Here is a 22,673-nt window from a genome sequence, read left to right on the forward strand (position 1 = left end):
TTCGGTCTGGCTGGTTCAGCGGATAGAGTCAGCTGTACCTTGGGATAGGATGACGCGTGATGTGCCGGATTTTCGGCTCATGCGCGTGCGGATGGCGCCACCGAGCTTGTTTCAGGGCCGGCAACCGTCAACGGCGGGAGCGCGAAGTGGAAATGCGCTCCGCCGTTCGCACGGTTCACGCCCGTGATACGACCGCCATGCGCCGTGATGATCGACTGGCAGATAGCGAGGCCAATGCCGATTCCCGTATCCTTGGTGCTGAAGAAGCTGTCAAAGATGTGTTCCAAATCCTTGGCGGGAACGCCCGGTCCATTGTCGAGAACGGAGAAGACCACCGAACCTTCGTCGTCGATCGACGTCCGGGTGTCGATCCGGCGCGTCGGTTGGCCCGACTGCACGATGGCCTGGACGCTGTTGACCAGCAAATTGATGATCACTTGCTGCAACTGAATCCGGTCGCCCATGACCTTGGGAAGCTCAGCGCCGAAGTTCGCTGAAAGGAGGATCGACTTTGAATCGATGTCATGGCGAATGAACAGGAGCGCTTCCTCGACCACCTCGTTCAGGTCGATCAGGCGCTTCTCCGGTTCGTGCTTCGCTGCCATGTCGCGGATGCGATGAATGATGTCGCTGGCGCGGCGCGCGTTCGATACGATTCGTGAGGTGAGTTGCGTGACCTTTTCCGTGTTCTGATCTTCGCGTGCCAGCCACCTCAAGCTGGTCTCGCCGTTAGTCACGATGGCCGCAAGCGGCTGATTGATTTCATGGGCGATCGACGTCGCAAGCTCTCCGAGCGTCGCGATGCGCCCGGCATGCGAGAAGTCGGCCTGCAGCTTGCGAAGCTGCTGTTCGGCGTTCAACCGCTCGCTGATGTCCTGCATGGTGATGAAGGTGTTGTCGAGCTGCTCGGGCGGCACCGGATATGTCACCGTGAACAGGACGTCGACGATCGAACCGTCAAAGGCGCGGATCCTGGTTTCCGCAATGAAATTCCGGCGGCCTTCGAAGTGCGCCACCATCACTCGTTCAGCCAGTCCTGGAGCGGCGGCGAAAATGTACCTGACGGGCTTGATGAGATCGGCGGGGTTGCCGGCGCGAAACAGCGAGACGGCGTCCCGGTTGACGTCGGTGACGCGAACGACGTCTTTGGCGTGTTCGACGAGATCCGGATTGCGCCCGAGATGGGCCGCGATATCGTGGACACCGGCTGCCTTCAATTGGTCGAAAGCCTCACCTGCGCGACGCGAATCGACCTGCCAAAGCGCGGTCGGAAGATACTGGATCAGCCTACGATATCGATCCTCGCTCGCCTGCAGTTCCCAGGTGGTCCGGTCGTCATTCGTCACGCCGTTGATCGTCACGAACACGGTGTCGGGCGGCTTCGGCTCCGCCGAATGCCAGGCCTTGATGACGGGTTCGCGCAAGCTCCCGCTCAAGACCATCTTGCGTGTCTCGAGGCGCGTGCGATCGCTGGCGACACTTTCGAGCAGTGTCGCCAGGACAGAGCGGCTCTCGGCTGGCCAGAACGTGTCGATGGATTTTCCGATCATCTGCTCGTAGCCGGCATGCGCACCGAACATGCGGACCGCGCGATCGTTGACGGCCAGGATGCGGGTTGCGGACAGCATCCTGTCGACCCAATCCGGATGCTGATCGAAGTCGATCGCGACGCCGCTACGTCGATGTTCCGCGATCGCATCGAGCAAGGGGCGCGCGGCCGACGTGTCGAGCTCCCAGGATGCAGCGAGGGACGATTGCAGCTCCGCATCCATGCGCAGATACGACGCTCGGGTGAGGGACCCGGCGTCACGACCGAATTCGACAATATCGAGAAGGTCGCCGGCGGAGTCCCGCCTGACGATTTGTCTCACGGCGGCGACGATATCAGTTCCGGTCAGCCCGCGCCGGTGGACCACACCCTCCCACCGGCCTTCGCGCAGCAGTGCGTTGAAATGGTCGGTGCCGGCGTGGGCGAGCGATCCGATCGTCTGGACATGCTGCCCGACCATCGCCAGGGCAGGCCATCCGTAGAGCGCTTCCGAGGCCGGGTTCCAGTACCTGATGACACCATGAACGTCGCTGACGATGATGCTTTCGGATGCCAGATCGGAGAGTTCCGCGACGAAAGGAGCGGCGAAAGCGGGGTCGTGGCCGTTTGCTGCGGCGCGTCGGGAAGAATTAGTCATCTGACGGTGCGTCCCGTCGATCGTCGCGCACGCCGCTTGCGCGGTTTAGCGCCGACTCCAGGTGGCGAAGCAGAACATCATCATTGACCGGCTTCGTCAGGCAGGCAAGGGCGCCGCCGCTCAGCGCGCGTGCGCGGGTGGCCGCATTTGTATCAGCAGAGATGACAATAACCGGCATCGACGAGCCAAGTTCCCGTAGTCGCTCCTGGAGTTCGAGGCCACTCCGGCCCGGCATGCTCACGTCGGTAATCAGACAGTCGAACCGATCGGGCTGATATTCGGCCATGAAGGCTTCCGCTCGATCGAATGTCCGGCATGCGAGTCCCAGCACCAAGAGGAGATCCGAAAGCGCCTCTCGCACGGCCTCGTCGTCATCTATGACAGCGACGATGGGTGCTTTGGGCGGACGAGCGGTTTTCGCTGGCATGGCCCTTCGACCATCCGCCCATTGCGTCCTGGGTTGTACCTATTCTTTGGTGTAGGCCGATGGCTTCCCTCGAATTTCCGGGGGCAATGATTCCCAGATCCTGACCAACTGGCCGACCGATCCGGCCTGGAGTTTCCGCGTCGCATTGCCGCGGTGCAGCTTGACCGTGATTTCGCTGATGCCGAGATCGAACGCGATCTGCTTGTTGAGACGACCCCTGACCACTTCACGCAGCACTTCACGTTCGCGCGGAGTCAATGTCACGTAGCGATCGACATGTTGGCGGACACGTTCGGCCGATGCCCTTTGCGCCAGGTCTTTTTCGATCGCTGCGGTGACCGCGTCGAGCAACGCCTGATCCCTGACTGGCTTGGTCAGGAAATCCACCGCTCCTGCCTTCATCGCTTGCACCGTCATGGCGATATCGCCGTGACCGGTGAGGAAAACGATCGGCCGCGCGTTGCCGTTTGCGGCAAGATGCTGCTGCAGATCCAGGCCGCTGGCGCCGGGCATGCGGACGTCGAGGATCAGGCAACCCGGTCGCTCCGGCAGATCGGCGTGCAACAGTTCCTGGGTCGAGCCGAAGCAGCACGCGTCGAGTCCAACCGACAGCAGCAACTCGCGCAGCGCGAAGCGAATCTCTTCGTCGTCGTCCACGATCAGCACAAGCGGACGGTCGGTGATGTCGGCGTTGATGGTCATGAGATGGCAAGGCGGGTCAGGTGGAGCATGAGAGCTGGCGGTAATATCAAGCATGGCTTGGCCTCTTGATCGCTTCCTGCTCCGCGGTTTGTCGCCGTTTCCTGGCCGGGGCTTTCGGCCCTCAGCTTCGCGGTCTCACCCGGGTTCTTACGGCTCTTAAGGCTATGCAATACCGTCGTCTTTCCCAAAACCCGCGTGTTTTGTCTGATTCTGCTCTGCGCCTTGAGGCGATCGTGCGTTTGGGCAAAGTCGTCACCTGCGACCCAGAGCCGTCGTGAGCGTTTCACAAGCGTGTGCCCGACGGAGAGACCTGACCGGAGCTACGGCTTCGAGCTCCCCTTGGCCCGCCGAGCGGGTAATAGACCCTAGACCAGAAGACTAGAAGCGGACGCCCCTCGTAGGATAGCCGAAGAGGCTTCATGCGACCCATCCTCATCGCAATCTCGTCAAGAGAACGGAGGGGACGATGTCTGTTATCAGGGAACGACAACGAGCGCGGGTGCGTACCCCATCATTTCATCGACCTCGGCGAAGCGCTCCCTTATCCGGCTGCGCCCAAACGGGCTCAGTCGCGTCCGCAACCAGGTGCAATGATCCTGTTTTGCAATCATCGGACGGGCCATTCGATGCCAAGAGCCGCGAGAGGCTGGTCTATGCGGTCCGCCAGGAGGCCGACGTTTCCGACGAGATGCTGCTGAAGAACGTCGCCGAGGGCGACAAGGCGGCCATGCACATCATCTTCGCCCGCCACCGCAAGAGAGTGTCCCAATTCATTCGGTGTCTCGTCCGGAATCCCGCGATCGTCGACGATCTCGTCAACCAGGTGTTCCTCGATGTGTGGCGCTCCGCAAACATGTTCGAAGGTCGCGCGCGCGTTTCCACATGGCTGCTCTCGATCGCCCGATTCAAGGCCATCAACTCGCGGCGAGAACGAACGCACGAGAAGATCGATCAAGACGAGACTCTTGGGATCATCGATGACGGGGATACACCTGATGTTGCTCTGGACCGCAAGGAAACAGAGGGACTTTTGCGGGCGTGTATCGATGAGCTATCCCCGGCTCACCGGGAGATCATCGACCTGTACTACTATCGTGAAAACTCCACGGCCGAAGTCAGCGAGATCATCGGCATTCCGCAGGCGACCGTGAAAAGCAGGATCTTTTACGCGCGCAAGCAACTCGCGAGGATCCTGGTGGCGGCAGGTCTCGACGCCGCGGCAACACGTTGAAATCGCGTTGTAAACCATTCGTGTCATGGGTTCCGCTGGACGGCTCTCCCTCAACCGCGATAATGGAGGCCGACGTGGCAGTAGGCTGATCTGCGGGTCTGTAGGAGCGATGGTCGACCGATATGGCACAGAGCGGCTTTCATGGGGAGAAGTTCAGGGAGCTTCTGCACCTTCGGGACACGCCCTCGTCGCTGATCGCCCGTTCCGTGCGCGGCGTCGAGGTCGCTGCGACGGAAACGCGGGATGACAATCCCGTTCCGGGCCTTTGCGGTGCGGTCGATCCGGAAGACGCCTACCTCGTCAGCTTGAAGCTTCGCGATTACCCGGATTGCGAATATTGGGAGCATGGCAAGTGCGTGACCAAGCCCAATATCCGGGCAGGCGCGACTTACCTCTATGACCTGAAGAACGATCCGCGCTTTGTGATCGACAAGCCGTTCCATTCTGTTCATTTCTACGTTCCTGCTTCGGCCCTTAACGGCATTGCAGGGCAGTTCGGCGTGCGGCGTGTCGGGCAGCTCGATTGCCAGTTCGGCACCGGCTTTCGCGACGAAGTCGTGCATCACATCGGCGCGGCACTTCTCCAGGGATTGCGCCGGCCCGCTGAAGCCAACCAGCTTTTCGTAGACCACATGATGCTTGCGCTCACTGCGCACGTCGCTCAGGCGTATGGTGGCCTGCGCAACGCCGAACTCGTGCCCAGTGGTCTTGCCCCATGGCAGGTGAGGCGCGCTTGCGAAAAGCTCGAGTCGGATCTCAGCGGGAAGTTCGCGTTGGAGGAGATCGCGGCGGAGTTGGGCCTGTCGGTTGGCCATTTTTCTCGCTCGTTTCGAGCGTCCGTCGGGCTGCCGCCACATCAGTGGCTGCTTCGCCAACGCGTCAGCGCTGCGAAGCAGTTGATGACCGTTCGGGACCTGTCGCTCGCCGAGATCGCAATGTCGGTCGGTTTTGCCAATCAAAGCCATTTTACGCGGGTATTTTCCACTTTGGTCGGTCTAAGCCCGGGCGCTTGGCGCCGCGACATGCGGGGTAATTCGGTACGTGAGACGTGAGCTCCGGATAGTGAGTTTCGTCCTCGGCCGAGCGGTTAACCCCGGGCAGGGATTCGCGATCGGCAGAGATCCGTTTGTCCCCGTGTTCCGGATCCCTGTGCAGAACGCTAGGTAAGAAAAAGTGCGCTAATCCAGCAAAATCAGTCGATTGCTCGGTACTCGCGTGTTCGCGAACGTTTTCTGCAATTCGAGCATTTGTCGCGACCTATGCCCAGGTCACTCTCGAGCAGCATGCTTGCGGAGCGTGACCAATGAGGCGCCGTCGTCGAACTCACCGCAAGCGCGACCAGCAGCGGCTGATTGCGCCGAGACGACCAAGGCCCGCCGGTTCAGGCGGCGGCTTCCTTAATAATAGCGATAATAGCGCCGGGGGCGGCGATCGTAGTAATCGTCGCCGTAGTACCCCTGCCGGCCCTGTTGAAATTGAGGCGGTACTGTCCCGGTCGGGTAGCATTGCCCATCTCGGATATCGATGTCAGCACCGTTGCCGCAAGGAACGGGATATCGGCCGCCGTAACCGTATCCACGTCGATACTGCCACTGCCTCGCAGCCTGTTCCTGAGGCGGAAGGTATCCGTTCGGATAGCACCAGCCATCCCGAGCACTGATATCCCAACCGTCCCCACAAGGGGGCGGGTGCCTGGGGACGCCGTACTGGACCTGCTGCATAGGCGGCTGAAAGTCCATGGTCGGCAAAGCCTGACCTGCGAGTAGCGATGCGGCGAGGCCGATAATGATCATCTGAAAACCTCCATAAGGCGAAGCGTGCTTCAGCAGGTATGAACCCCTCGTGAATGGCAGGGTTCACGAAGACGGGCTCGTCACTTGGGAGAACGGGTGGTTTTCCTGGCCTGATGGCAAGCCGCTGGTTGCTCCGTTCGGAGTCGCGGCGGCGTTTGACGCGTGGCATTCCGCGATCCAGGCGCAGCGCCGGCGAGAGTCAAAATTCGCGATTACTGGCGGCTCAAAATGCGCGGGCGCTACTGCGCGTCGCGGGAGTGGAAGAGAGCGGCGGACTCCTACATGGAGGAGCTACTGAGGGATCCGCAAGGCTGACGAGTGAGCACATGCTCGTGCAAGTCTTGCAGCACGTGCCCATTCCAGCATTGATGGTGCTTTTGGGAGAAGGCAAGCAAGACCATAAAACCCACAGCGACCACAACGCATCCGGTTACAAAGTTCTGCATCCATGCACTCCGGAGCAAGCTGTGAGTGGCTAACCCTGGGGGCATCTTAACGAACAGAAATACAAAATCCACCGCGTGAAGGCTTCACGGGTGGGGGGGGCAGATCGCCGCCGTGTCCTCGGAGAGGGGGCATCGGCCGGCCGTGCCCGGTACCCGGGGGCCTCGCATTCCAGCCTGGGAGCGTGTCCTCGCGAGGCTCTGCGAGGCAGGCGCGCTGCGGGAGTTGCAAAGGTTGACAGGTCACCCCTTCAATTTCAGCGTCAATAATTCTGTCTAATTGGCTGAATTGACTGGAGTTTGATCCGTTTAGCTCAGCTTCAATTCCAGGTGGAGGGCATCGGGATCCTGGCCCTTTACGCGCACGAATCCGAATCTATCGAAGACGCGGCGCATGGCGGCGTTCTCGAGGAGCACCTCGGCCATCAATTCGCTCAGCTTGGCGTCGCGCGCCAGCGCGATCAGGTGGCGCAGTAGCAGGCCGCCGATGCCGCGCCCTTGCCAGGCGTCGATCACCATGAAGGCCATTTCGGCGCGGCCAGGCTCTGTGACGATGTAGCGGCCGCCGCCGACGATGCCCGCATCGTCCACGCAGGCGACCAGCGCGACATGATGCTCGAAATCGATCTCCATGAAGAAGTCGCGCTCCCTGTCCGAAAAATGCTGCTTCGGGATGAAGAAGCGACGCCGCCGCGACTGCGCGCTGGTCTGGCCCAGCGCGGCGAGCATCTCGACCGCATCCTCGGGGCGGAGCGCTCGGATCTCGACGGGCGTGCCGTCGCGCAACGTGTCCCTGTGCGAGTAGCTCGCGGCATCAGTCATCGGTGTCTCGCTGCGTTTATGAGGCGGAGACGACGACTGTCGTCTGCATCCGGCGATCAGGCTGGTGACTGCGGCGGAACTGCTTGATCTGGATCAAGCCGGCTGCGCGAGCGGGGCGGCTACGCTTGGCGGGCTCCTGAGGACACAGGCACCGCGCGTGAAGACAATTCGACAAGTTCTGACGACCGACGGCGTCATCCAGCTCGTGATCCGGCTCGGATTGCTCGGGCTGCTGGTCGTGTGGACCTTCCTGATCATCCAGCCGTTCGTGCCGATCCTGACCTGGAGCGCGGTGCTCGCGGTGGCGTTCTATCCGGTCTTCAGCTGGCTCGCCAAATTCCTCGGCGGCAGCCCGCGTATTGCGGCGGCCATCCTCACGGTGGTCATGCTCGGCATCGTCATCGGGCCCGCGGCGTGGCTAGGCTTGAGTGCCGTCGAAGGGATCAGGGACATCGCAAGCCAGATCAGCGCTGGCGAGCTCGCGCTTCGGGAAGCACCTGAGCGGATCAAGAGCTGGCCCTTGATCGGCCCGCAGCTCTACGATCTCTGGAATCTGGCCTACACCAATATCCGCGCGGTGCTGCGGGAGGTCACACCGTATCTGAAGCCGTTGGCCGGGTTCATGCTGTCATTCGTCGGCAGCGCCGGCATCGGCACGCTTCAGTTCCTGCTATCAGTGCTGGTCGCCGGGCTCCTTTTTCCCTACGGGCCGCAGCTTGCCGGCGCGATTCGCAGTTTCCTGTACCGGATCGTGCCGGAACAGAGCGAGCATTTTCTAGAGCTCTCCGGCGCAACCATCCGCGCGGTGTCGCAGGGCGTGATCGGCGTTGCGATCATTCAGGCCTTGCTCGCCGGCATCGGTTTCAAGCTCGCCGCCATTCCGAGCGCAGGCCTGCTCGCCGTCATCGTTCTGTTGTTGTCGATCGTGCAGATCGGCGCGGCCATCGTTCTTCTTCCCGTGGTCATCTGGGTCTGGACGGACAAGGACATCACCACGGCACTGCCGCTGACGGTCTTCTTCGTCATCGTCGGCCTGCTCGACAACATCCTGAAGCCTTTGGTCATGGGGCGTGGGCTGACCACGCCGACGCTCGTGATCCTGATCGGCGTGATCGGCGGAACGCTCGCGCACGGGATCATCGGGCTCTTCATCGGGCCGATCATCCTGGCGGTTGCCTGGGAGCTTGCCGCCGCCTGGATCCGCATCGAGCAGGCCGCGCCGGTGCCGGACGGGATTGCCGATCGTTGACCCAAATCAACGTCGACGATTGCAGCCCCCCTTGAATATCGTTCGGCACCCGCGAGGTTGGTCGATCCTTATGCTGTTGCAATTGACGGTCGGCGCGCTGATCAGTGCGATCAATATCGGCATCCACGCGCTGGTTACACTCGTCGCCGTCGCAATTGCCCGCAGCGCAGGTCTTCGAAAGGTTGGGCGGCCGAGATTGCACCTGATGGGTGTGATGGTTGCGACGGCAGCGGTCCTGAACGTCGCGCACGCGCTGGAAGTTCTGGTATGGGCATGGACCTATGCCGTCGTCCAGGCCGTGGCCGCTGCCGACAGCGACCTCGTCTATTTCGCTTTCGTCAACTACACGACGCTTGGCTACGGCGACATCACGCCGGTGCGCGAATGGCGGCTGATCGGGCCGCTGACCGCGATGAACGGCGTGCTGCTGTTCGGCTGGTCAGCCGCGATCCTGTTCGAGGTCTTGCGCAAGACGCTCGACCACGTCGGGCTGATCAAGGACGACGTCATCCGAAGAAAGGAACAAGTGCCGTGAATGCGACTGTCCCGAAAACGATGAGAGCACTCCGAAACGCAATTTCGCTGGACATGGACCGAAGCGACCATCGGGCGGAGCTGACGTGATGTGCGGATCGTGCCTGTCAGGCTCGTACGGAAACCTTTCGCGGCGCAACGGAATCTGAGGCCAGATGCCCAATTTCGCGACATCCCGGTGGGTTGCCGATTTCTTGTTCGGCTTTGGCGCGCTATTCGCTATCATCAATCCTTACGGACTGGCTTTCATCTTCCTCGACCGGACCAGGGGCCTGTCTGAGGAAGAGCGTGCGGATCTTGCGCTGCGCGTTGCCGGATATGCCTTCGCTGTTCTGTTGGTCTCGCTGTTTCTCGGCAGCCAGATTCTGAACTTCTTCGGCGTGACCATACCGGCGCTCCGGATTGCCGGGGGCCTCGTGGTTGCCGCAACCGGCTGGTCGATGCTCCACGCGTTGCCCGGTGCGGCCGGCCCCCATGCGGAGGCGACTGCCGATCTTGCGACCATGAAGCGGATGGCGTTCTTCCCGCTGACGATCCCGCTCACAACCGGACCTGGGACGATTGCGACCGCCATCGCCATCGGAATAAGCCGGACCGACAGTCTGGACGCGATGTTCGAATCGTCGATTGTTTCGCTGGCAATTGCGATCGCCGTAACCGCGGCAATATACCACGCCTACCGCAAATCGAGCGCCATGGCGCGCGTGTTCGGCGAGGAAGGCACCAGCGTGGTTACAAAGCTGTCGGCATTCCTGCTGCTCTGCATCGGCGTGCAGATCATCATCACCGGGACGACGGACGTCGCGCGAACCATCCTGGATGGTGCTGCACACACCGTCCATTAGCGGCTTCTCGTCAGATCAAGCCGGCAGATCGAGGCTTGCAAGCTGGTGCCGGTCCAGCAACACGATCTGGCGCTGTGTGTTGCCGATAAAGCCGATGACGCCGAGCTCATGCAACCGCGACAACGCACGTGAGACGGTCTCCAGCGTCAGGCCGAGATAGTCGGCGATATCGCGCCTCGACATGGGCAGCGCCATGACCCCAGCCGCTGTCACCCGCTTGTCCATCTCGAGCAGGAACGCCGCAACCCGCTCCAGCGAGGTCTTGCGCCCGAGCAGCAGCATATGGTCTTCCGCATGCTGCAGATTGTTGGTGGTCATGCTGAGCAGGTTCCTGGCGACCACGGTGTCACTTTCAGCGACCAGTTCAAGGCTCTGCCGCTTGACGAGACGTACCGTGGTATCGACGATCGCCTCGGCCGTGAACCGGTGCTCGCTGCCATTCTCCAGGCCAAAGATATCGCCAGTGAGATGAAAGGCGCCGATCTGCCTGCGACCGTCCGACAGCAGCTTGTAGCTCCGCACCGCCCCAGACTTGACTTGATAGACATAATCGGCGGGTTCCTTCTCGCCGTAAACTTCAGAACCTTTCTTATAGGAAAATTCGCTCAGACTGATCAGCGTAGTCGACGAACTGGTCATGCCGAGGTCGCGGAGCGAATTGGGGCGGGGTGCGGAATCCGTGGTGATGCGAACGAACATAGGCCAACTCCTCAGCTCAACGCCGAATTGGTCTGTCGGACAGAAACTCTCGCCGCAGGAAATGCGCCGCGCTATCCCACTCCCGCTGAAGTTGATTTACGACTAACGCGGTATTCCCATCCATTGTCCCAAGGGCCAATGTACCTAGGGACAGACTGAAAATTTCGTTGCGCGGATTGAGAAGCCCTTGCTGCCTTCGGAAAGGATGCCGTGTGGAAGCACGATCGTTTCGGTCTTTCATTCGTCATTGCTAGACTTTGCGAGAGGTGAAGAGTGCCCGGCCTGGTCCACGTAGTTGATGACGACGCATCGTTCCGGACGGCGATCGAACGCCGGTTGAAGCTCGCCGGCTATGATGTCGCGACCTATGCGTCGGCGCAGGATCTGCTGGACGCAGCGCCAGGTGACGATCAGCCGGGATGCATTCTGCTCGACGTGCGGATACCGGGACTGAGCGGCCCCGAATTGCAGAGCCGGCTGGTCGCGTCAGGCTCGACGCTGCCCATCATCTTCCTGACCGGACATGCCGATACGGCAACGACGGTGCGGACCATCAAGGCCGGAGCGGAAGACTTTCTGACCAAGCCGGTCTCGTCAGAATTGCTGCTTGACGCGATCGAACGTGCGCTGGTGCGGCAGGACGCCATGCGGAGCCAACGCAGCAGGCTAGAGGCGTTTCGTGCGCACCTCGCCAGGCTGACCCAGCGCGAACGGCAGGTGTTTGATCTCATTGTCCGCGGCAAGATCAACAAGCAAATTGCATATGAGCTAGGGACGACCGAGCGGACCGTGAAAGCCCACCGCCATCAGGTGATGGAGAAGATGCAAGTTCATTCGCTTGCAGAGCTTGTTTCGATCGCGGAACGACTTGGGATGCTCGATACGAAGGGCGATTAGGTTCCCGTCGCTGGGAAAGTAGTTTGCCGCGTTGGACTGCCCCAAGGGACAATATGAAAGTTCGTGGAGCGGTGCTGCCATGCGGGCATCGCGCTACAGATAGCGCCGGACCGAAAGGTCGCCTCCTTGCCGTCCCGCGATACAGTTTTCGTCGTCGATGACGACCCTTCGATGCGGACCAGCCTGAACAGGTTGCTTCGTGCGCACGGGTTCGTTGCGGCTCTGTTCGACTCAGCGAATGCTTTGCTCGATCAGGGCAAGTTCGACGAGGCGATCTGCATCGTGCTCGACATCAATCTCGGCGGAAAGTCGGGCATCGATTTGAGGCTCCGACTGGCAGGGCAGGGGGTTGTCGCGCCGGTCATCTACATCACCGGCAATGACAGTGCGGCAAATCGTGCCGCTGCGATGGCATCAGGTTGCGTTGCATATCTGACAAAGCCATTCTCGGCGCAATCGCTGATCGCCTCGGTCGAGCGTGCATCCGCCGCCTGACTTCTCGGCCCCTCTCACTCGTCGACATATTGCTCCAGCGTTTTGGCCGGCGCGCCCTTGTGGACGGTGGCGAATTGCGCGAGCGGTATCGACGTCGTCAAGGCAAGCAGATTGGCGTCGACGACCTCCAGCGTCAGCGTCTTGCCGGACTCCATCTCCTTGATCATGGCTGGGTCGGCAACATCAGCTGCGATGCAGGTATTGGTGGCGCACCAATTATAGGGGACCCGGCGAGCCGAGCCGTGATCGATCCTCACCTTGGCCGGCTGTTGCAGATACATGCCGACGGGCATGAACAGTTGCAGGCGCACCGTAGGTGAGTCCTCGCGCTCGATGAGGTCCACGCGTACTGCCGTTTGTCCGGTTGGAAATATTCCGGTGATGGATGTTCGGCAGAGCTTGGGCGCGCCGCCGGCCGTGAAGCATACCTTCTGCCAGTCGCCATAGGTGACATCCTTGGCTTCGCGCTGGCCTCGCGTTGCGACCTCAGCCGATTTGTCGACTTGCGCCGTCGCCTTCCGTGCGGCGAGGCCTGGACTCGTCGCGGAGCTAGCGACAGCGAGGACCAGAAAGCCGGAAAGAAAACGAAGAGGACGGGGCATCGTCGCGGCTCCCAAGTTCAGGCTCATTTTTGCGCATCGAGAAACTGACTCACGATTGGCGACCAGATCGGGATCGCGTCCGGCGAGCCAATAAAGTAATGGCCCTCACTTCCGAATGGCGGCATCAAATGGTACTCTGCCTTGCCGCCGGCGGCGGTAAAGGCCGCATGCATCCGCTTCGACAGATCAGGGCCGAAAAACGTGTCGTTTTCGATGTAGATCCACAGCATCGGTATCCGCGATGTGCGGCCGAAATTCCCCGTCGCCTCGACGAGCTTGTCGGGCGCGCAATTGTTGTTCGGCTTGCCCCCGACGCGGCCGCCACGGCCGGCGGCGAAAGTGATGATGGCCTTCACTTCCGGTGGGTTCATGCTCGATAATGCAATTGACGCCCAACCACCGGCGGATTGGCCGACGACGATGACATCCTTTGGAATGATGCGCTTCTCGGCGGTCAGATAGTCGATGATCCAGCGATCGACCTGTGCGATCGCGAGGCCGGCATCGGGGAAATTGGGGTTCTCACATTTGCCGATCTTCGAGAAAAATGGCCCATACAGCCCGCGCTCCGGAATATCGATCGCGGCCGCCCCATATCCGGTGCCCACCGGCGCGATCACAAGATAGCCGCGCTTCGCGAACCATTTGGCTGCGTCGCGAAACTCCACCAGCGGGAAGAAGCTGCGGTCAGCCATGTTGAGCGAAACGCCGTGGTTCATGATCACGAGCGGGAAGGGGCCGTCGCCGACCGGGCGCACGAGATAGGCGAACATCGGTAACGGCAACGTCAGGGCCCAGAGCTCCTCCTGGATGCGGACCTCATCATCGGCGCGCGCCGGCGCTGCGAAGATGAGGAGGCCGAGCATGACCGTCACGAACGGGCCGAGGATTGCACGCAAGTCACGCATCTGGGCCTCCGTCATCCCGAATATGTGGCGGCGACGACGATCGGACCGAGCACCGTCAGCACGACGTTGCCGACCGCATACGGCACCGCAACGCCAAGCACCGGGGTCTTGCTCTCGGCAACGTCGCAGGCGCCGGTCACGGCGGCATCGACCGTCATGGCGCCGGCCAGCGCGCCGCACGTCACAACCGGGTTCATCCGCAGCACGTAACAGGCGACGATCGTACCGACCGTCAGCGGGACGAGCGTGACAACGATCCCCATGCCGACAAGCAACAAGCCGTGGGCCTGGATCGCCGACCAGGCGGCGAGGCCGTTGCCCAGGCCGATCGCAGCAATGAAGCCGCCCAGGCCGATATCACCCAAGGTCTGCTGCGCGGCTGGCGGCATGGCGCCCATGCTAGGCTTGCGCGAACGCAACCAGCCGCAGACCAGGCCCGCAATCAGCGCGCCGCCTCCGCCGCCCAGCGTCAGCGCAACATTGCCAATCTTGAAGCTGGCGAGACCGGCCAGAAGACCGATGGCAATGCCGGCGGCAAGAAACGCAATATCAGTGCGATCGCTCGTGTTCAGGGCAGAGCCAACCTGCGCCGTCGCGCGCGCGATATTGGGGGTGCTGCCGACCAGCGTCATAACGTCCCCGACATAGACGCGTGTATCGGGCCCGAGCGGCACCTCGCGGCCCATTCGGGTCAGTGCGCGCAGGAAGACGCCGCGGGCGCTATCGCCGACGATCTCGGCGACTTCCCGGATCGAGCGGCCATGCAGCTTGCGGTTCTCCACCAGCACGTCGATGACATTGCCGGGCAGGCTGCGCAACAATTCGTCGGCGTCGATTTCCGCACCGATGACCGGCTTGGCGGCGACGATCGCCGCGGTCGGACCGGTCAGGACGATGTCGTCACCATTTTCGAGCACGACATCGCGATGCGGTCCGACGTCGGCGCCCTGGCGGACGATCCGCTCGACGACGGTGCGCCCGCCGATCTCGGCTTCAATGGCTTCGACGGTGCGGCCGGCGGCCGCCGAGACGCGATAGGCCCGAGCCTGGAATTTGCGGTAGGAGAGATTGTCCGACTTCGCGGGGACGCCGCCGGCAAGCTCGGCCTCGAGTTTCTTGGCCTCCGCCTTGAGATCGACCCGCATCAGCCGCGGCGCGACGAACGGGACGAACGGCAGCGTCAGGATGTAGCCGAGCACGTAGGTGACAGCATAGCCGGCGGCGATATTGGCTTCCTGTTGTTTCAGGATGTCCGGCGCGAGGCCGAGTTGCGCCAGCGCGCCTGATGCGGTGCCGATCACCGAGGACTGGGTCAGCGCACCGGCGGTGAGGCCCGCGGCGGTGCCGGTATCGAGCTTGAACAGGCGGGCAAAGATCAGCACGAGCACGAGGCCCGTCGCGCCGATCACCAGCGACAGCACGACCTGGGCCAGCGTCCGGATGCTCAAGGAGGCGAAGAATTCCGGGCCGGAGCGGTAGCCGATCGTGAAGACGAACAGGCTGAACAGGATGGCCCGCAGGATCGGTGGAAAGGTGAAGCTGCCGAGCTGTCCGATCAACACTGCGACGATCAAGATGCAGGCGGTGGTGCCGATCGAGAAACCGCGGACCTTGATACGGCCGAGAATGGTGCCGATCGCGATCGCCAGCAGCAGGAAGATTTCCGGTGCGGCGGCGATGATCCACCTGACGGTTTCCATGGTCGACGTTCCCCGGCGCTTTTCCCGCGATTTGATTTGCCGCGGGGGGAGATTGCTTGATCCAGATCAAGCCTCGGCGAGGACGCGGCGGCGCCTATGAACCAAATGAAGAATTTAGGCTCCGTATTGTCGACATGAGCACCTTGGACGTTGCCGCCGGCGCAATCCGCCGCGATGAGACGGTCGAGATTGTCCTGCTGCTGGCGTTCGCCGGCGGCTATATTGACGCCTATACTTGGATCATCCACGGCGTCATGGCGAATGCCCAGACGGCCAATGTGATCTTTCTCTGGGTCTACGCCATGGCGGGCAATTGGACCAAGGCATTGCATTTCGTGCCGCCCATCCTGGCCTTCACCGCCGGCATCGTCATAGCCGCCTGGCTGCGCCGTGTGGCCGGAGAGCGGGCCAGCGCGCTCAGCGTCCTGGTCGAGATTGTCTTCTTGATCGTGATCGGCATCTTGCACAACCGGATGCCGGATATTGCAGGAACGCTTGGCATTTCCATGGTCGCGGCGATGCAGTCGGCCATATTTATCAAAGTCGAGGGCGTGGCTTGCAGCACGGTCATGATCACCGGCAACATGCGTCAGACCGTCGAGAATATCTTCGCGGTCGCCTACGGAGGTGCGCCGCTTGGGACCCTGCGCAGGTCCGCCATCTTCTTCGCGCTGTGCGCGGTGTTCGGCTGCGGCGCGGCCGCTGGTGCCTTCGCCACCGAGACCATTCCCAACCTCGCGCTCGGCATTCCCGTCGTCGCGCTGCTGATTGTCCTGCTGCGCTGCGAAGCGACACCGCGTGAGGTGATCACATGAATACGCCACCCGAATCGAGCTGGACGCGGTTCTTTCCACCGGCTGGCTGGCTTGCCGCCTATCGTCGCGAATGGCTTCCTTCCGACGCCGTCGCCGGCGTCACGCTCGCCGCGTACGCCATTCCGGTTTCGCTGGCCTACGCCGCGCTCGCCGGCCTGCAGCCGCAGATCGGTGTCTATGGCTACATGCTCGGCGGCATCGGTTATGCGTTGCTTGGGGCTTCGCGGCAGTTGGCGATCGGCCCAACGTCGGCGATCTCGCTGATGATCGCCGCGACCGTCGGCGTGCTCGCCGGCGGCGATGCCGTGAAATACGCGCAGATCGCAAGTCTCGCGGCTTTCGGCGTTGCCGTGCTCTGCTTCATCGCCTGGCTGTTCAAGCTCAGCGTGCTGGTTCGGCTCGTTAGCGACAGCATCCTTGTCGGATTCAAGGCGGGGGCGGGGCTCACGATCATCATGAGCCAGTTGCCGAGCCTATTCGGCGTTGCCGGCGGCGGACACAATTTCTTTGACCGTGCCCTCAAGCTGGTCGGACAGCTCGGTCATCTCGATCTCCTGGTGCTGGCGATCGGTGCTGTAGCACTCCTGCTGCTTCTGCTCGGCGAACGGCTCTTGCCTGGCAAGCCGGTCGGCATCACGGTCGTGGCGCTTGCGATTGTAGTGGCGACGATATCAGGCTTTCCCGGCCTCGGTGTGCCCGTTACCGGGAAGATCCCGGAGGGGCTCCCGGCGCTGGGCATGCCAACCTTCGGCCTGCTTGAGTTCGACGATCTGTTTCCGCTCGCAGCCGGCTGCGTGCTGCTGGCCTATATCGAGGGTGTATCGGCGGCGCGGAGCTTTGCCGTCAAGCACGGCTATGCGCTCGACGTCCGCCAGGAGTTCTTGGGGCTGGGCGCTGCGAACCTCGCAGCCGCCTTCGGCCATGGCTATCCCGTCGCCGGCGGCTTGTCGCAATCGGCGGTCAACGACAGCGCCGGTGCGCGAACGCCTCTGGCGCTCGTCATCTGTTCGGTGACGCTAGGGCTCTGTCTCCTGTTCTTCACGGGGCTGCTGACCAACCTGCCAAAGGCGGTGCTCGCGGCTATCGTCTTTGCCGCGGTCTACAAGCTGGTCGATATCCGCGCGCTGGTGCGGATGTGGCAGGTGAGCCGGATCGACTTCTATGCTGCGTCGATCGCTCTGATTGCCGTGCTGTTGCTCGGCATCCTCCAGGGTGTCCTGCTGGCCTCGATCGCGTCGATCGTCCTGCTGCTGGCGCGCGCTTCGCGGCCGAACGTCGCATTCCTCGGCCGCTTGCCGGGCAGCGGCCGCTATTCGGACAGCGCGCGGCACGCGGACGTCGAGCCACTCGTTGGCATCATCGCGTTTCGCCCCGAAGGGTCGCTGCTCTACATCAATGCCGAAACGATTCTGGATACAGTGCTGACCGCGCTCCGAACCGCGCCGGGCGTCCATCTGGTCGCCTGCGACCTTTCGGCGTCGCCCTATATCGATCTGGCGGGCGCGCGCATGCTGCACGATCTCTACGACGAGCTCGCCTCGCGCCACGTGACCCTCTGCATCGTCGGCGCGCATGCGCAGCTTCGCGACCTCCTGCGCGCCGAGGGGCTCGGGGAGAAGACCGACAGCGGTCAGTGGCTGCGCTCGCTCGACAGCGTGCTCGGCGAAAACACCGGCGGTCCGGCTCAGCGAACGGCATGACGAGCTTGTTGCGATGCGAATGGCATCGCGCCCGGCCTGCCGAGAATGCGTGTGACCGTTGACTTGGATCAATGGAGCGACGGGCGCCCAAAGCACGATCCCGCATCACCTTTCGCCTGTAAGGATCGGGAGAGATATATGTCCAAGGACACCAAGGCCGCGCAGAAGCGCATCGACCAGTTCTTCTCCGGTCCCGGCGCGCGGGCGGACGATTGGCGTGATCTGGTCGAGGCTGCCAAGGTTTGGGCGCGCGGCGGCGATCGCGCGGCTTATGACGAGGCGCTGGCCAGTCTGTCGGTGACGGAAGAATTCCACGGCTATCCCGGCCTGCAATTGATGGCGGCCCTGCGCGAGGCAGCCTCGTCGGGCGATGCGGCCGCCTCGCGGTCGCTTGCGACGCGGATCACCCAGGCCTTGGCCACGCGATCCTTCCGCCAGCATGCCGGCGATTGGAATGCGAAGGAAGATGGCAATGGCGATGCGCCCGAACTGGTGTCGCCCACCTTCGGTGGTCATAAGGCACGCCGACCCTATTTCGAGACTTTGATCGTCACCGGCATGTCGTCCAGCCAATGGCCGGCTCTCGCGGCCGAATGGCGCAAGCTGCGCCGCCCCGAGGATGGCTTCATCTACGAACCGGTCATCGTCGGCAGCCTCGAAGACGCCTTCTGCGCGACCATGCTCAATCCGAATCTGGGCGCCGTCATCATCAACGAGGGCTTTGGCCTTCGTTCGCGGCACGATGCGCCGGTCCTCCGTTCGTTGACGGCTACGGCCGGTCTCAAGGATGAATCCGACGCGTCCGCGCTGCGGCTTGCCCAGATCATCAAGCGGGTCAGGCCCGAGCTCGACCTCTACATGATCTCGAACCGCGACGTCGAGGAACTCGCCGGTAATCCCGAGGCCAGCGTCGTTCGCCGCATCTTCTATTCGGTGGAAGAGCTGTTGGAGCTGCATCTGTCGATCCTCGAGGGCATCCAGGATCGCTACGACACGCCGTTCTTCGACAATCTCAAGAAATACGCCCAGCGTCCGATCGGCACCTTCCACGCGCTGCCGATCGCCCGCGGCAAGTCGATCTTCAAATCCGACTGGATCCGCGACATGGGCGAGTTTTACGGCCCCAACCTGTTCCTGGCCGAAAGCAGCGCGACCACTGGCGGTCTCGACAGCATGCTGGAGCCGACCGGGAACATCAAGAAGGCCCAGGAAAAGGCGGCGAGGGCGCTTGGTGCCGACCGCGTCTTCTTTGTCACCAACGGCACCTCGACCTCGAACAAGATGGCGGTGCAGGCGCTGCTTGCCCCGGGCGACATCGCGATCGTCGATCGCAACTGCCACAAGTCGCACCATTACGGCATGGTGCTCGCCGGTGCGCAGCCGCTCTATGTCGAAGCGTTCCCGATGACGGAATATTCGATGTATGGCGCAGTGCCGCTCAAGACGATCAAGCAGGCGCTGCTGAGCGCCAAGGCCGAGGGCCGGCTCGACCGCGTCAAGATGCTGGACCTGACCAACTGCACCTTCGACGGCCACATCTACAACACCCGCAGGGTGATGGAGGAATGTCTCGCCATCAAGCCGAACCTGATTTTCCTGTGGGACGAAGCCTGGTTCGGCTTCGCGCGCTTCTCGCCGTTCCTGCGCCGCCGCACAGGCCTCGGCGCCGCCAACGACATCGAGGCGTGGATGCGTGATCCCAAATCGGTCGACGCCTATGAGAAGCAGCAGGCACAGCTTGGCAAGAACCCGACGGATGAGGTTCTGCTCAGCACAAGGCTGATCCCCGATCCCAGGCAGATCCGCTTGCGGGTCTATCAGACCAACTCGACCCACAAGTCGATGTCGGCGATCCGGCAGGGGTCGATGCTGTCGGTCAAGGACGTCGAATTCCACACGGTCGAGCAGCAGTTCAAGGAGGCCGTGTTCACGCATGCCTCCACCAGCCCGAACCAGCAGCTCATCGCCAGCCTCGACATCTCGCGGCGGCAGATGGAGCTGGAGGGATATGGTCTCGTCGCCAATGCGATCGAGATCGCGTTCGCGATCCGTCAGGCCGTCAACAACAATCCGCTGCTCTCGAAATACTTCCGCATCCTTGGTGCCGACGCCATGGTGCCGGCGCAGTACCGCCAGAGCGGCTTCACGGATTATCTCTCGGCTGGCGTGAACTGGGCGACGACGCTGAAAAGCCTCGACGAGGACGAGTTCTGCCTCGATCCAACCCGCATGACCCTCGTGTGCGGCATGGCCGGCTTCGACGGCACCCAGTTCAAGGGCATTCTCGCCAACGAGTACAACATCCAGGTCAACAAGACCTCGCGCAACTCGGTGCTGGTCCAGTCCAACATCAACAACACCCGCAGCGACGTCGCGCATCTCATTCGGGTCCTCGCCGAGATCGCAGGCGAGGTCGACCGCGGGCTGGTGCAAGGCGGCGAAAATGCGCGCAAGACCTTCGAGGCGCGCGTCAAGAGCCTGATGAAGGACGTGCCCGACCTGCCGAACTTCTCGCACTTCCATCCGAGCTTCCGCGGCGATTCCGGCGCCAAGACCAACGAGGGCGACATCCGCACCGGCTTCTACGCCGCCTATGACGTCGCGGGCTGCGAGCATATCCGCCTCCACGATCCCGAGATCGACCGCCGGCTGAAGGCCGGCCCCGAACTGGTCTCGGCGAACTTCGTGATCCCGTATCCACCGGGCTTCCCGATCATGGTGCCGGGCCAGGTGATCACCCAGGAGACGATCGACTTCATGCGCAAGCTCGATGTGAAGGAGATCCATGGCTACGACGCCAAGGAAGGGCTGAAGCTCGTGCGCACGGAGGCTTTGGCGAAACTTGGCCGGCCGAAGCCCGGTGCGCAGCCGAAGCTCAAGGCCGCGTCATAAGTATCGGAGGGGACCGACATGCAGGGTTTTTTCACGTTCCTTCAGCAGAACCCGTATCTGCTGCTGTTCTTCGTCGTCGGCCTCGCCGTCTATATTGGCCGGGCCAGCATCAAGGGATATGGCCTCGGCATGGTCGCCGGCGCCATCGTGGTGGGCGCCGGCCTGTCGGTGTGGTCGTCGACCTACGGCGTCAAGCTCGAGCTGAACAACTTTGCCAAGAGCCTGTTCTACTATCTCTTCATGTACGGGGTGGGCCTGCGTGTCGGGCCATCCTTCATCAACAGCCTGAAAGGTGACGGGCTGAAGTTCTGCATATTGGCGCTGGTGTCGAGCGTGCTCGGCCTCGCGCTGGTCGTTCTTGGTGCCAAGATCTTCGACCTTCCTGTCGGTGCTGCCGGCGGCATGCTGGCGGGCTCGCAGACGATGTCCGCGGCGATCGGCTCGGCGGAGCAGGCGATTACCTCAGGCGTCGTCAAGTTGCCCGAGGGTATGAAGCCCGAGCAGGCTTCCGGCATGATCGCGCTGTCCTACGGCATCACCTACATCTGGGGCACCGTCGGCATCATCCTGATCTGCAAATATCTGCCGCGCTGGTGGGGTGTCGACGCCAGGGCTGCCGCGAGGCAGTATGAGCAGGAATTCGGGGTCAAGGATCTCGAAGGCGGCGGCCTCACCGGCTATCGTCAGTTCGGCCTGCGTGCCTATCGGTTGGAAAATCCCGCGACCGCCGGAATCAGCATCGCCAAGTTCCGCGCGATGAATCCGGAATACCGGATCGTCAATGTCGGGCGCAACGGCGAGCCGCAGGGGGCCGATGCCGATCTCGTGCTGCAAAAGGGCGACATTGTCGCCCTTGGCGGCTCGACCGAGCATCTCACCGACAAGATGGGCCTGATCGGCCCGGAGGTCGCAGATGCCAAGACACTCGGCATTCCCATGGACCAGGCAGACATCCTCATCACCAACAAGGAGATGGTGGGCCGCACCTTCGAATCCTTCCGCGATACGGCGATTGCTGGCCAGTTGCAGGTCACCAAGGTCGAGCGCGGCGGCGTGCAGATCCCGGCCGGTCTCAAGACCAAGCTGGAGCGGATGGACATCGTCTCGGTGGTCGGCCTCAAGTCTGCGGTCAGCGAGCTCGGCGACATGTGGGGCCGCATTGCGCGCACCAACACGTCGACCGACCTGCTGACGCTGGCGGTCGGCATGATCCTCGGCTTCCTGATCGGCATGGTGGACTTCCCGGCGTTCGGCGCCAGGGTTGGCCTCGGCAATGCCGGCGGCCTCCTGCTGTCGGGTGTGATCGTGTCCTCGATCGTGTCGCGGCTGCGCTTCTTCGGCAACACGCCGAACGCGGCCCGCAACGTGCTCGAGGATCTCGGCCTCGTCGTGTTCGTTGCCATCGTCGGCGTCAATGCGGGCGCCGGGCTGCTGTCGCAGCTAACGGGTGCGATTGCCCTCAAGATATTCATCGTCGGGTTCATTGCCTGCACGATCCCGCCGTTCATCGTCTGGGCGATCGGCTTCCACGTCTTCAAGATCAACCCGGCGGTGCTGATGGGCGGCGTCGCCGGCGCGCGGTCGCATTCCGGTCCGTGCCGGGAGGCTGCGGTCGAGATCCAGAGCTCCGTGCCCTGGATCGGATTCCCGGTCGGCTATGCCGTCTCGGGTATCCTGCTGACGATCTTCGGCTACTTCGCAATGCTGCTGGCGCAGTAAACAAAAGGGGAAAG

19 protein-coding genes are annotated in these 22,673 nt (G+C 62.3%); 11 read left to right on the forward strand and 8 right to left on the reverse strand.

Annotation, left to right across the window (positions count from 1 at the left end; genetic code table 11):
• Nucleotides 1-77 precede the first annotated feature (77 nt).
• Genes L6637_RS01825 through L6637_RS01835 form a run of 3 tightly spaced genes read right to left on the reverse strand, consistent with a single transcriptional unit; the run spans nt 78 to nt 3,315 of the window.
• A complete protein-coding gene (locus tag L6637_RS01825) occupies nt 78-2,186 on the reverse strand; it encodes a PAS domain-containing sensor histidine kinase (protein WP_237868874.1) in 2,109 nt (702 codons plus the stop codon).
• On the reverse strand, nt 2,179-2,613 hold the full coding sequence (locus L6637_RS01830) for a response regulator transcription factor (protein ID WP_237862356.1): 435 nt from the start codon (nt 2,611-2,613) through the stop codon (nt 2,179-2,181). Before L6637_RS01830 ends, L6637_RS01825 begins: the two co-directional genes overlap by 8 nt.
• 39 nt (nt 2,614-2,652) lie before the next feature.
• Complete coding sequence (locus tag L6637_RS01835; protein ID WP_237862572.1) at nt 2,653-3,315, reverse strand: response regulator transcription factor; 663 nt, start codon at nt 3,313-3,315, stop codon at nt 2,653-2,655.
• A 466-nt stretch (nt 3,316-3,781) separates the two neighbouring features.
• Here L6637_RS01835 and L6637_RS01840 point away from each other — a divergent pair, with 466 nt between their 5' ends.
• Together L6637_RS01840 and L6637_RS01845 are read left to right on the forward strand one after the other, a co-directional pair.
• A complete protein-coding gene (locus L6637_RS01840; protein ID WP_237868875.1) occupies nt 3,782-4,546 on the forward strand; it encodes a sigma-70 family RNA polymerase sigma factor in 765 nt (254 codons plus the stop codon).
• 122 nt (nt 4,547-4,668) lie between these two features.
• Nucleotides 4,669-5,598: a helix-turn-helix domain-containing protein gene (locus L6637_RS01845; RefSeq protein ID WP_237868876.1), complete on the forward strand. Its 930-nt coding sequence runs from the start codon at nt 4,669-4,671 to the stop codon at nt 5,596-5,598.
• A 1,493-nt stretch (nt 5,599-7,091) separates the two neighbouring features.
• On the opposite strand, the gene L6637_RS01850 is transcribed toward L6637_RS01845, so the two are convergent.
• Nucleotides 7,092-7,604 (reverse strand): GNAT family N-acetyltransferase, encoded by a 513-nt coding sequence (locus L6637_RS01850; RefSeq protein ID WP_237868877.1) that lies wholly within the window; start codon nt 7,602-7,604, stop codon nt 7,092-7,094.
• Between the two features lie 157 nt (nt 7,605-7,761).
• Here L6637_RS01850 and L6637_RS01855 point away from each other — a divergent pair, with 157 nt between their 5' ends.
• From L6637_RS01855 to L6637_RS01865, 3 genes are all read left to right on the forward strand, one after another.
• On the forward strand, nt 7,762-8,853 hold the full coding sequence (locus tag L6637_RS01855; protein ID WP_237868879.1) for an AI-2E family transporter: 1,092 nt from the start codon (nt 7,762-7,764) through the stop codon (nt 8,851-8,853).
• Between the two features lie 70 nt (nt 8,854-8,923).
• Nucleotides 8,924-9,388 (forward strand): potassium channel family protein, encoded by a 465-nt coding sequence (locus L6637_RS01860; protein ID WP_237868881.1) that lies wholly within the window; start codon nt 8,924-8,926, stop codon nt 9,386-9,388.
• Nucleotides 9,389-9,542: 154 nt separating this feature from the next.
• Nucleotides 9,543-10,232: a MarC family protein gene (locus tag L6637_RS01865; protein WP_237868883.1), complete on the forward strand. Its 690-nt coding sequence runs from the start codon at nt 9,543-9,545 to the stop codon at nt 10,230-10,232.
• A gap of 15 nt (nt 10,233-10,247) precedes the next feature.
• On the opposite strand, the gene L6637_RS01870 is transcribed toward L6637_RS01865, so the two are convergent.
• A complete protein-coding gene (locus L6637_RS01870) occupies nt 10,248-10,931 on the reverse strand; it encodes a helix-turn-helix domain-containing protein (protein ID WP_237868885.1) in 684 nt (227 codons plus the stop codon).
• A gap of 273 nt (nt 10,932-11,204) precedes the next feature.
• Here L6637_RS01870 and L6637_RS01875 point away from each other — a divergent pair, with 273 nt between their 5' ends.
• Complete coding sequence (locus L6637_RS01875) at nt 11,205-11,828, forward strand: response regulator transcription factor (protein WP_237868887.1); 624 nt, start codon at nt 11,205-11,207, stop codon at nt 11,826-11,828.
• A 171-nt stretch (nt 11,829-11,999) separates the two neighbouring features.
• The gene (locus L6637_RS01880; protein ID WP_237868888.1) at nt 12,000-12,323 is read left to right on the forward strand and encodes a response regulator; all 324 of its coding nucleotides are present in this window, start codon (nt 12,000-12,002) and stop codon (nt 12,321-12,323) included.
• A gap of 14 nt (nt 12,324-12,337) precedes the next feature.
• Here L6637_RS01880 and L6637_RS01885 read toward each other — a convergent pair whose 3' ends face one another.
• From L6637_RS01885 to L6637_RS01895, 3 genes are read right to left on the reverse strand one after another with little or no spacing between them, the layout of a single operon-like run.
• The gene (locus L6637_RS01885) at nt 12,338-12,925 is read right to left on the reverse strand and encodes an invasion associated locus B family protein (RefSeq protein WP_237868889.1); all 588 of its coding nucleotides are present in this window, start codon (nt 12,923-12,925) and stop codon (nt 12,338-12,340) included.
• 23 nt (nt 12,926-12,948) lie between these two features.
• Nucleotides 12,949-13,833: an alpha/beta hydrolase family protein gene (locus tag L6637_RS01890; RefSeq protein WP_237862366.1), complete on the reverse strand. Its 885-nt coding sequence runs from the start codon at nt 13,831-13,833 to the stop codon at nt 12,949-12,951.
• 11 nt (nt 13,834-13,844) lie between these two features.
• Nucleotides 13,845-15,533: an aspartate:alanine exchanger family transporter gene (locus L6637_RS01895; protein ID WP_237868890.1), complete on the reverse strand. Its 1,689-nt coding sequence runs from the start codon at nt 15,531-15,533 to the stop codon at nt 13,845-13,847.
• Nucleotides 15,534-15,667: 134 nt separating this feature from the next.
• On the opposite strand from L6637_RS01895, the gene L6637_RS01900 reads away from it, so the two are divergent.
• The 4 genes from L6637_RS01900 to L6637_RS01915 all read left to right on the forward strand — a co-directional run bounded on the left by L6637_RS01900 (nt 15,668) and on the right by L6637_RS01915 (nt 22,659).
• Complete coding sequence (locus tag L6637_RS01900) at nt 15,668-16,348, forward strand: YoaK family protein (RefSeq protein ID WP_237862574.1); 681 nt, start codon at nt 15,668-15,670, stop codon at nt 16,346-16,348.
• Entirely contained in the window at nt 16,345-18,048 is a 1,704-nt protein-coding gene (locus tag L6637_RS01905) for a SulP family inorganic anion transporter (protein WP_237868891.1), read from the forward strand. The genes L6637_RS01900 and L6637_RS01905 overlap by 4 nt, the downstream gene beginning before the upstream one ends.
• A gap of 138 nt (nt 18,049-18,186) precedes the next feature.
• Entirely contained in the window at nt 18,187-20,940 is a 2,754-nt protein-coding gene (locus L6637_RS01910; RefSeq protein ID WP_237868892.1) for a decarboxylase, read from the forward strand.
• 18 nt (nt 20,941-20,958) lie between these two features.
• Complete coding sequence (locus L6637_RS01915) at nt 20,959-22,659, forward strand: aspartate:alanine exchanger family transporter (RefSeq protein WP_237868894.1); 1,701 nt, start codon at nt 20,959-20,961, stop codon at nt 22,657-22,659.
• The last annotated feature ends 14 nt before the right edge of the window (nt 22,660-22,673 follow it).

It is taken from the genome of Bradyrhizobium zhengyangense (assembly GCF_022012435.1).
Classification (GTDB): Bacteria; Pseudomonadota; Alphaproteobacteria; order Rhizobiales; family Xanthobacteraceae; genus Bradyrhizobium; species Bradyrhizobium zhengyangense.

Excerpts from the sequence above, each read along its gene's own strand:
- L6637_RS01825 (WP_237868874.1), bottom strand. The coding sequence starts at position 2,186 with ATGACTAATTCTTCCCGACGCGCCGCAGCAAACGGCCACGACCCCGCT.
- L6637_RS01830 (WP_237862356.1), bottom strand. The coding sequence starts at position 2,613 with ATGCCAGCGAAAACCGCTCGTCCGCCCAAAGCACCCATCGTCGCTGTC.
- L6637_RS01835 (WP_237862572.1), bottom strand. The coding sequence starts at position 3,315 with ATGACCATCAACGCCGACATCACCGACCGTCCGCTTGTGCTGATCGTG.
- L6637_RS01840 (WP_237868875.1), top strand. The coding sequence starts at position 3,782 with ATGTCTGTTATCAGGGAACGACAACGAGCGCGGGTGCGTACCCCATCA.
- L6637_RS01845 (WP_237868876.1), top strand. The coding sequence starts at position 4,669 with ATGGCACAGAGCGGCTTTCATGGGGAGAAGTTCAGGGAGCTTCTGCAC.
- L6637_RS01850 (WP_237868877.1), bottom strand. The coding sequence starts at position 7,604 with ATGACTGATGCCGCGAGCTACTCGCACAGGGACACGTTGCGCGACGGC.
- L6637_RS01860 (WP_237868881.1), top strand. The coding sequence starts at position 8,924 with ATGCTGTTGCAATTGACGGTCGGCGCGCTGATCAGTGCGATCAATATC.
- L6637_RS01865 (WP_237868883.1), top strand. The coding sequence starts at position 9,543 with ATGCCCAATTTCGCGACATCCCGGTGGGTTGCCGATTTCTTGTTCGGC.
- L6637_RS01870 (WP_237868885.1), bottom strand. The coding sequence starts at position 10,931 with ATGTTCGTTCGCATCACCACGGATTCCGCACCCCGCCCCAATTCGCTC.
- L6637_RS01880 (WP_237868888.1), top strand. The coding sequence starts at position 12,000 with ATGCGGACCAGCCTGAACAGGTTGCTTCGTGCGCACGGGTTCGTTGCG.
- L6637_RS01885 (WP_237868889.1), bottom strand. The coding sequence starts at position 12,925 with ATGCCCCGTCCTCTTCGTTTTCTTTCCGGCTTTCTGGTCCTCGCTGTC.
- L6637_RS01890 (WP_237862366.1), bottom strand. The coding sequence starts at position 13,833 with ATGCGTGACTTGCGTGCAATCCTCGGCCCGTTCGTGACGGTCATGCTC.
- L6637_RS01895 (WP_237868890.1), bottom strand. The coding sequence starts at position 15,533 with ATGGAAACCGTCAGGTGGATCATCGCCGCCGCACCGGAAATCTTCCTG.
- L6637_RS01900 (WP_237862574.1), top strand. The coding sequence starts at position 15,668 with ATGAGCACCTTGGACGTTGCCGCCGGCGCAATCCGCCGCGATGAGACG.
- L6637_RS01905 (WP_237868891.1), top strand. The coding sequence starts at position 16,345 with ATGAATACGCCACCCGAATCGAGCTGGACGCGGTTCTTTCCACCGGCT.
- L6637_RS01910 (WP_237868892.1), top strand. The coding sequence starts at position 18,187 with ATGTCCAAGGACACCAAGGCCGCGCAGAAGCGCATCGACCAGTTCTTC.
- L6637_RS01915 (WP_237868894.1), top strand. The coding sequence starts at position 20,959 with ATGCAGGGTTTTTTCACGTTCCTTCAGCAGAACCCGTATCTGCTGCTG.